Source organism: Pseudomonas sp. NFACC04-2 (assembly GCF_900119265.1).
GTDB classification, from domain to species: domain Bacteria; phylum Pseudomonadota; class Gammaproteobacteria; order Pseudomonadales; family Pseudomonadaceae; genus Aquipseudomonas; species Aquipseudomonas fluorescens_AA.
Genome location: NZ_FPJC01000011.1, coordinates 202,351 through 211,309 on the forward strand (window position 1 = coordinate 202,351; position 8,959 = coordinate 211,309).

Sequence of the window (8,959 nt, forward strand, 5' to 3'; positions counted from 1 at the left end):
AGACGATGCGCCGCCTGCTCCCCCTCCTGCTTCTGTTGCTGTTGCCCCTGTCCGGCCATGCCAACGAACCCGCCGTCGAAGCGCCCCGCCCGAAAGTCGGCCTGGTGCTATCCGGCGGCGCGGCGCGGGGCCTGGCCCACATCGGCGTGCTCAAGGCCCTGGAGGAGCAAGGCATCAAGATCGATGCCATCGCCGGCACCAGCATGGGCGCGGTGATCGGCGGGCTGTATGCCTCGGGCTACAAGATCGACGAACTGGAAAAGCTCGCCCTGGGCATCGACTGGCAACAGGCCTTGTCCGATGCGCCGCCACGCAAGGACGTGCCGTTCCGGCGCAAGCAGGATGACCGCGACTTCCTGGTGAAACAGAAACTGAGCTTTCGTGACGACGGCAGCCTCGGCCTGCCCTTGGGGGTCATCCAGGGCCAGAACCTGGCCCTGCTGCTCGAAAGCCTGCTGGCCCACGCCAGCGACACGCGGGACTTCGACAAACTGCCGATCCCGTTTCGCGCCGTCGCCACCGACATCGCCACCGGCGAAAAAGTCGTGTTCCGCAAAGGTCACCTGCCCAAGGTCATTCGCGCCAGCATGTCGATCCCAGCGGTGTTCGCCCCGGTGGAGCTGGACGGTCGGCTGCTGGTGGACGGCGGCATGGCCGACAATATCCCGCTGGATGTGGCCCGGGACATGGGCGTGGACGTGGCCATCGTGGTCGACATCGGCACGCCGCTGCGCACCCGCAAGCAACTGGTCACGGTGGTCGACGTGCTGAATCAGTCGACCACCCTGATGACCCGGCGCAACTCCGAAGAACAACTGGCTACCCTGAAAAAAAGCGACGTATTGATCCAGCCGGCCCTGGCGAGCTTCGGCTCCACCGACTTCGGCCGGGCCCGGGACATGATCGACGCTGGCTATCGCGCCACCCGGGTACTGGAGGCACGCCTGGCCCCGCTACGCCCGCCCGAGGCGCCCGACGCCGAACTCATGGCCGCGCGCGCCCCCAGCGAACGCACACCGGTCATCACTGCCATTCGCGTAGAGAACGACTCGAAAGTTGGCGATGATGTGATTCGCTACTACATTCGCCAGCAGATCGGCGAGCCGCTGGACCTGGGACGCCTGCAGACCGACATGGGCACGCTGTACGGCCTGGACTACTTCGAACAGGTGCAATACCGCGTGGTCCACAAGGGCCCGGACCACACCTTGGTGATCAGCGCCCGGGGCCGACGCACCGGCACCGACTATCTGCGGCTGGGGCTGAGCCTGTCGGACGATATGCGCGGCGACAGCGCTTTCAACCTGGGGGCCAGCTATCGGGTCAACGGCATCAATCGCCTGGGCGCCGAGTGGCTGACCCGGGCGCAGATCGGCGACAAGCAGGAGTTGTACAGCGAGTTCTACCAGCCATTGGACGTCGGCTCGCGCTACTTCATCGCCCCCTATGGGCAATTCGAATCCCGCAATGTGGAGTCTATTCTGGACAACGATCCGGTGGCCCAGTATCGCGTCGAACGTTATGGCTTCGGGCTCAACGTGGGCCGCCAGATCGGCAACAGCGGCGAAATCCGCTTCGGTGTCGGCCAGGCCTGGGGCAAGGCCGATGTACGCATCGGCGACCACGACCAGCCCAGCGAGAATTTCAACGAAGGTTTCTACGAACTCAAGTATTCGTTCGACTCCCTCGACAGCGTGTACTTCCCCCATGAAGGGGAAGACATCGGCCTGAGCTGGCGCCAATACGAACCGGGGCTGGGCTCCGACCAGCGCTACCGCCAGTGGGAATTCAAACTGGACAAGGCGCTGAGCAGCGGCCCGGACACCTTCATCCTGGGCGGGCGTTACGGCCGCACCCTGGACACTGCGGAGGTGGTGACCTCCAGCTTTGTGCTCGGTGGCGCGCGGCAATTGTCGGGCTTTCGCGAAGATGGTGTATCTGGACAGAACATGAGCCTGATGCGTGCCGTGTATTACCGCCGCCTCACACCGCGGGCCTACCTGCCATTGGATTTCCCGTTGTACATCGGCGGTTCGCTGGAACGCGGCCGGGCCTGGAACAACGATAACGAATTCGACAGTGGCTACATCAACGCCGCCAGCATTTTCCTCGGTTTCGACACACCGCTGGGGCCATTGAACTTCAGCTATGGCTTTAACGACGACGATGAACAGGCGGTGTACCTGAACCTGGGGCAGACGTTTTAAGGGGTTGGGTGTTTGCCTGGGCTGGGTTGATAGCCTGACAGGCCGTCACCGCGAGCCAGCTCGCTCCCACATAGGGGGCGCAGCTTGCTGTGGGAGCGAGCTTACTCGCGATGAGGCCAGCCGTTACAAACCTCGATGGCTCTTAGCGAATTCCCGCCAGCAGCACCCGGGCGGTCTGCTTGAGGGGTTCGTCTCCCTCTTCGAGCAGCTCTTCAAGCAGAGTGACGGCGGTCTTCAGGTCGCCATCGTCGATGCAGTTCTGTGCCTGTTCCAGCTTGACCGAATGTTCCGGGGCCTGGGGTTCAAGGGACAGGGTATCCAGGGAAGCAGGTTCAAGGGCCAGCGGCTCAAATTCCAGCGCCTGTTCTTCATCGGCAAAGCCATCGAGGAAATCATCGTCCAGCGACTCGGTTTCCAGGGGCGCTTCCCATTGCAACTCCGGTTCGTCGAAACCTGAAAGCGACAAGCCCTCGACACTGTTGTCGGCCAGTGGCGTCGCACGCTTCTCTTCGGCGAGGGTGCCCTGGTCATCCGCCAGGTCCCAGCTGGTGTCCATGGACAGTGCGTCCAGGTCCAATTCGAACTCGTCACTGGGTGCCTGTTCACGTTCAGGCGCAAGGACCGGTACCAGGGGTTGCGCCTGTTCCGCTATCGGTGCGGGAATCAAGGCAACTTTGGGATAGCGCCCGCGGATATCCTCCAGCGTCCCGGCATCGACGCCTTGTGCCAGCAGATGATGTTCCTGGGCCTGGAAACCGATGACATCGCCCTGCTTGCCCAATACCTCCAACAACTTGAGGCCCAGGTCGGTGCGTTCCGGTTCGGCCAGCAATGCCGCGCGCAACAGCCCGGCGGCCTCGGTGAAGCGGCCGTAGGTCAGGTAGATCCCGACACCCTCCAGCACATCCCCCTGGGGCGCATCACCGTTGTTGAACGAGTTCGCGGCCTCGGACGGCTCCGTGTCGGGGATGGATGCGAAGGTTTCGTCACCCGCTTCCAGCATCGGCTCGGGGCGCTCGGTCATGGGTTCCAATTCGGCCTGCTGCTGGCGACGCCGAATGAACAGTAACAATGCGAGCAACCCCAACAGGGCCACCAACCCCGCCACCCATGTCCAATCGATGCCCTCTGGCTCTGCAACCGGTTCGGTCTCGGGGGAGACGTCCGTAGCCGGCTCCGACGCAGGCTGCGTCGTTTGCGGTTGCGCCGACGCAACAGGGGCTGGAGTCTCGGCCAGCCGGGTTTGCAATTCGCTGATCTGCTTGCGCTGACCGGCGATTTCCTCGTCCTGGGCCTGGAGCCGCGCCTGCAGAGCCTCGATGGTCTTCTGTTGCTCCTGGTTCTGCAGCACGCTGGCGGCCAACGGCTCATCGGACGCGGCGGAGGCCTGGCCAGCGGTGGATGCCGCCGATGTCGGCAGCACGGCCGAGTCGGGCAGTAACAGGCGCTGGCCGATGGAGAGCCGGTCGCTGCCGGGATTCAGGGCCCGGATCCCTTGCATCAACTCATTGACCGACGCGTTGCTGCCGGCGTCATGCAGGCGCTGGGCAATCACCCAAGGGTTGTCTCCCTGCACGACCGTATAACGCTTGCCCTGTACCGCCGGGGGCGGCTTGATGGCCGGGGTGGCCTGGCTCGGCGTCGCAGACTGCGGGGCCGTGGACGGTTCGTCACGGGCCGGCACTATACCCGGTGAGCCCGGTGGGTCGATCAGCACGGTGTATTCGCGCAGCAGGCGCCCATTGGGCTGATTGAGCTGCACCAGGAAATTGAGAAAGGGTTCTTCCACCGGTTTGCTGGACGTCACCCGAATGAAACTGCGCTCACCACGCCATACCGGCGTAAAGCGCAGGTTGCTGAGAAAGAACACCCGCTCCACACCCGCACGACTGAAGTCGTCCGGGCTCGCCAGGCTGGCCGACAGATCCCCTTCACCGATCCCTGCCACATCGACCAGGGCGATATCGGCGCGCAACGGCTGGTTCAGGGCGGAATGGAGCGTGATTTCGCCAAGGCCCAAGGCTGACGCCAAGGCCGGAAACCCCAGGGCACCCACGACGATCGACACGTTGACCCAACTGCGCAACGTGGACTGCAAACTTTCAAGCATGGGCATCCCTTTCGATTACCAGAACCAACCGCAGCGTAAACGCTTCCATTAGGAACGCTTACTACTGGTTATAGTTCGCTAACCGGCGAATCTCAAAAGTCTGACGCCAGGGATCTGCCTCAGGATTTTTCCAGGTTAGCCAGGATCGTGCCGTGGACCCGCATGCACACGCGCATGTCGGCCTCGTCGACACCTTCGAACAGCTCCCGCCGCAATTGCGTGGCAATGGTTTCGATCTGTTCGATCAACGGTAGGGCCGGTGCGCAGAGCACGATTTTCTTGGCCCGACGGTCTTCGGCCACAGCCTGGCGCTGCACCAGCCCCTGGGTCTCCAGGCTGTCGAGCAACCGGGCCAGTGTCGGGCCTTCGACGGCGACACTCTGGGCCAGTTCACGCTGGGTCGGCGCCTGTTCGAAACGGGCCAGGTGCAGCAGCACCAGCCAGCGCGCCTGTGACAGGCCCAGCCCGGCCAGGCGGCGGTCCAGTTCGGCGCGCCAGCCTCGAGACATTTGCGCCAACTGCATGCCAAAACGGTGTTGATCGGTTAACGGCATAAAAAACTCATCAGATCTGAAATAGAGAAAAACTAATTATTAGTCAGCTAAGCATGAGCTTTGGATTCAAGCAAGGTTCGCCTTGTACTGAATCGTTAAAGGAGCGCAACTCACTGATCAGACTTCAAATTCCGACTGCAACGCAGCCCTGACGCAATACAGCACACCTTCGGGCACCCGTCCGACAAACAACGCGGCGACTTCGGACACCGGCGGTAATTCGCCTTCGCCGTCCAGGAATGCGTCCTGTACCTCGCCCATCAGTTCCTCGGGCAAGTCCAATGCCTGTTCCAGGGACAACTGCTGTTTGCCGATGGCCTCGGCCAGCATCGTGTAGACGTTTTTCTCCGAGCACTGCAATTGCCCGGCGATCTGCAACGGTGTCATGCCGGCCCGGGCCAGCGTGATGAGCTCGTGGCGCACATCGGCCACGGCTTTCGGCGCTTCGACCTCGCCCCCCAGGACCTGGAGGAAGGCTTCGCCATAACGCTCCAGCTTGCGCGCTCCCACGCCGCTGACCCGGGCCATTTCCGCCAGGGAGGTGGGCTGGCTGCGGAGCATTTCCAGCAGCGTCGAATCGGGGAAGATGACGTACGGCGGCACGCCATGTTCCTCGGCCAGCTTGCGACGCAAGGCGCGCAAGGCTTCCCATTGATCGCGCTCTTCGCCACGGACCAATTGGCTGGCCTGGCTCTTGCTACTCTTGATCGCCGTTGCCGGCTTGAGGTCGCGGCGCAGTTCAAGGGTAACCTCGCCCTTGAGCAAGGGCCGGCAGGTCTCGGACAAGCGCAGGCCGCCGTAGCCTTCCAGGTCAATGTCTGCCAGGCCGCGGGCCACCAGCTGTCGGAACAATGAGCGCCACTCACCCTCGGTGCGCGCCTTGCCCACGCCGAACACTGAGAGGTGCTGGTGGCCGAAGTTGCGGACCTTCTCGTTGTCCTTGCCCAGCAACACGTCCACCAGGTGCCCGACGCCATAGCGCTGGCCGGTACGGAAAATCGCCGACAAGGCCTGGCGGGCCGGTTCGGTGGCGTCCCAGGTTTCCACGCCATCGACGCAGTTGTCACAGTGCCCGCAAGGCTGGGGCATGTCTTCGTCGAAATAGGCCAGCAGGGTCTGGCGCCGGCAGCGGGTTTCTTCGCACAGCGAGAGCATGGCGTCGAGCTTGTGCTGCTCCAGGCGCTTGTGGCGCTCATCGCCTTCGGAGTTCTGCAGCATCTGCTTGAGCATCACCACGTCTTGCAAGCCATAGGCCATCCAGGCGTCGGCCGGCAAGCCATCACGGCCGGCACGCCCGGTTTCCTGGTAGTACGCCTCGAGGGACTTGGGCAAGTCCAGGTGAGCGACAAAACGCACGTTGGGCTTGTCGATGCCCATGCCGAACGCCACGGTAGCCACCATGATCAGGCCTTCCTCATTGAGGAAGCGCTTCTGGTGATAGGCCCGCAGGTCGTTGGGCAGGCCAGCGTGATACGGCAACGCCGGGAATCCCTGCTCACACAGGAATGCCGCCACTTCATCGACCTTTTTTCGCGACAGGCAATAGACAATGCCGGCATCGCTGCGGCGCTCGGCAAGGAACGCCAGCAGTTGCTTGCGTGGCTGCTCCTTGGGCACGATGCGGTAGAAAATGTTGGGACGGTCGAAGCTGGACAGGAACCGCTCGGCATCCTGCAAGTGCAGGCGCTCGACGATTTCCTCGCGGGTGCGTTTGTCGGCGGTGGCGGTCAGGGCGATGCGCGGCACGTCGGGGAACAGTTCCGCCAATTGCCCCAGTTGCAGGTATTCACGCCGGAAATCGTGGCCCCATTGAGATACGCAGTGGGCTTCGTCGATGGCGAACAGGGCGATTTCCAGGCTCTGCAGGAACGCCAGCATGCGCGGCTGCACCAGGCGTTCCGGGGCCAGGTACAACATTTTCACTTCGCCGCCCTTGATCCGCGTCGCCAGGTCCCGCTGTTGCTCGGCACTGAGGGTGGAGTTCAGCGAAGCGGCGGCAACCCCCAGTTCCTCGAGGGTCGCGACCTGGTCGTCCATCAGCGCGATCAGCGGCGAAACCACCACCGCCAGGCCGTTGCGCAGCAGCGCCGGAACCTGGAAGCACAAGGATTTGCCGCCGCCGGTGGGCATGAGCACCAAGGCATCGCCACCGCTGGCCACGCGCTCAATAATGGCACCCTGGCGGCCACGGAAACTGTCGTAGCCGAAGATGTCCTTGAGGACGCGTTGAGCCTGTTCGAGCATAGAAACTCCAAAAATCACCGAAACATCCCTGCAAGGCTGGTTCAGAATCGCAAGCGCCGCACCGGCAAATCGTAAGTGCGCGTTTCGAACCGGCGGGACGCCGCAGGGCATCACAAAACGCGGCAGTATACCCGAGGCCTTCGCTGCGAAGGGGGCTGCTGACAAGAGGTGCTTGCGGCTGGGGTGGCCAACACAGGGCTTGTGTTGTCACAAGTCCCTGTGGGAGCGAGCTTGCTCGCGATAGCGGCGGGTCATTTTGAGAAGATGTGGAATGTACCCCCCTCATCGCGAGCAAGCTCGCTCCCACATTTGCTTTGCGGTGCCCCCCGCATTTGTATCCGCCCCCAGGCCTCCGAGAGGCAAATACACCACGCGGCTGGCCTGGGCGCTCAAGAAGGCCTAGAATTCCCGCATTGTTTATTCCCCAAGGTAGCCCGTAATGTCCTTCGCTGAGCAACTGACCCGCCTGCAAGTCTTCCTCGACGCCGATGAGCTGCACGAGGAAGCGCTGGACTACGTGGCCGCTCACGGCTATCTGACCGCCCTGTCGATCTGCGCCGAAACGGTGCCGGATCGTGAGTGGATCGACGCCCTGTTCGCCGAGGAGCCGCATTACAGCGACGAAGCCCAGCGCGCCGAAATCGAAGCCACCCTGGTCGGCCTCAAGGCCCACATCGCCCGTCAACTGGCTTCCGACGAAGAATTCGAACTGCCGTGCGAACTGGACCTGGGCGATGACCCGGACGATTCGGAGCTGCGTGGCTGGTGCATCGGTTTCATGGAAGGCGTGTTCCTGCGCGAAGCCGCCTGGTTCGAAACCGCCGAAGAGGAAGTCAGCGAAATGCTGCTGCCGATCATGGTGGGTTCCGGCCTGTTCGATGAGCAACCGGAATTTTCCGACATCGCCGCCGACGCGAACCTGATGGACGACATGATCGTCCAGATCCCCGAAGCCCTCACCGCCTTGTACCTGCTGTGCAACGCCCCGGACGAGAAACCGGCGATCCTCAAGCCTCGCCACCACTGAGCGAGCGGGTGCCCTCGCCAGTCGGCAACCGCCCGCTGATCCTGCGTTACGCTCTACTGGCCATCGGCTGGCTGAGCGTGGTGCTGGGAGTCATCGGCATCTTCGTTCCGGTATTGCCCACCACCCCCTTCCTGCTGCTGGCCGCGGCCTGCTTCGCCCGCAGTTCGCCGCGCTTCTACCGATGGCTGGTCGAACATCCCCGCCTCGGCCCGTGGATCAGCGATTACCTTAGCGGCAACGGCATCCCCCTCAAGGGCAAGGTCTATGCCATCGGATTGATGTGGGCGAGCATCCTGCTGTCCTGCTACCTGGTACCGCTGCCGTGGGCACGGGGATTCATGCTCACCAGTGCGGTGTTGGTGACGGTCTACATTCTCAAGCAAAAAACCCTGCGCAAACCTTGAAAAGTTGCCTTCGCCTCCCGGCGAATCACTGTTTCAGGCATGTTTTCGCACTCAATCACTAGCCTGCCATTCGTCCTGAATCGACCTCACCTGTAAGTTCCGACAGTAGCCAGTCTCCTCGCCCTGGCGTGTGATAACCGTGCCAAAGCGGCTCACGCCCGTCACCTGCCAGGAGAAGCCAATGGATATCCAATCCTCCACCTTGGACGAATTATTCGTCCTGTACCCTGTGATCATTCCGGGTTGGATCACGCCAGTGAAACCGACGGAGCTCGCCGATGGCGGTATCCCCAAAAGCCTTTACGACGACCAGCCTCAGGGGCTCGAATGCTTGATTGACCCGTTGGTGGAGATGCAGCGTCACGCCTGGGCGCTGGAGGCTTGGGATCGAGTCGACCTGTATGTCAATGACG

General features: G+C 62.6%; 6 protein-coding genes and 1 pseudogene. 4 read left to right on the plus strand and 3 right to left on the minus strand.

All coding sequences use genetic code 11. The features are described 5' to 3' along the window. Positions 1–5 precede the first annotated feature (5 nt). Entirely contained in the window at positions 6–2,207 is a 2,202-nt protein-coding gene (locus BT125_RS16780) for a patatin-like phospholipase family protein (protein WP_072408577.1), read from the plus strand. 142 nt (positions 2,208–2,349) lie between these two features. Here BT125_RS16780 and BT125_RS16785 read toward each other — a convergent pair whose 3' ends face one another. From BT125_RS16785 to recQ, 3 genes are all read right to left on the minus strand, one after another. Then, positions 2,350–4,317 carry a FimV/HubP family polar landmark protein gene (locus tag BT125_RS16785; protein WP_072408578.1) on the minus strand — a complete coding sequence of 656 codons (1,968 nt, stop codon included), beginning with the start codon at positions 4,315–4,317 and terminating at the stop codon, positions 2,350–2,352. A 119-nt stretch (positions 4,318–4,436) separates the two neighbouring features. After that, complete coding sequence (locus BT125_RS16790; protein ID WP_003199001.1) at positions 4,437–4,871, minus strand: MarR family transcriptional regulator; 435 nt, start codon at positions 4,869–4,871, stop codon at positions 4,437–4,439. Between the two features lie 117 nt (positions 4,872–4,988). After that, positions 4,989–7,115 carry a DNA helicase RecQ gene (gene recQ / locus BT125_RS16795; RefSeq protein WP_072408580.1) on the minus strand — a complete coding sequence of 709 codons (2,127 nt, stop codon included), beginning with the start codon at positions 7,113–7,115 and terminating at the stop codon, positions 4,989–4,991. Between the two features lie 439 nt (positions 7,116–7,554). Between recQ and BT125_RS16800 the strand changes: the two genes are divergently transcribed. The 3 genes and pseudogenes from BT125_RS16800 to BT125_RS16810 all read left to right on the plus strand — a co-directional run. Continuing rightward, positions 7,555–8,142 (plus strand): UPF0149 family protein, encoded by a 588-nt coding sequence (locus BT125_RS16800; RefSeq protein WP_060738682.1) that lies wholly within the window; start codon positions 7,555–7,557, stop codon positions 8,140–8,142. Positions 8,143–8,150: 8 nt separating this feature from the next. After that, positions 8,151–8,546: a YbaN family protein gene (locus tag BT125_RS16805; RefSeq protein ID WP_072408582.1), complete on the plus strand. Its 396-nt coding sequence runs from the start codon at positions 8,151–8,153 to the stop codon at positions 8,544–8,546. 181 nt (positions 8,547–8,727) lie between these two features. Continuing rightward, positions 8,728–8,959: pseudogene (locus BT125_RS16810) on the plus strand (hypothetical protein); the annotation flags it as partial.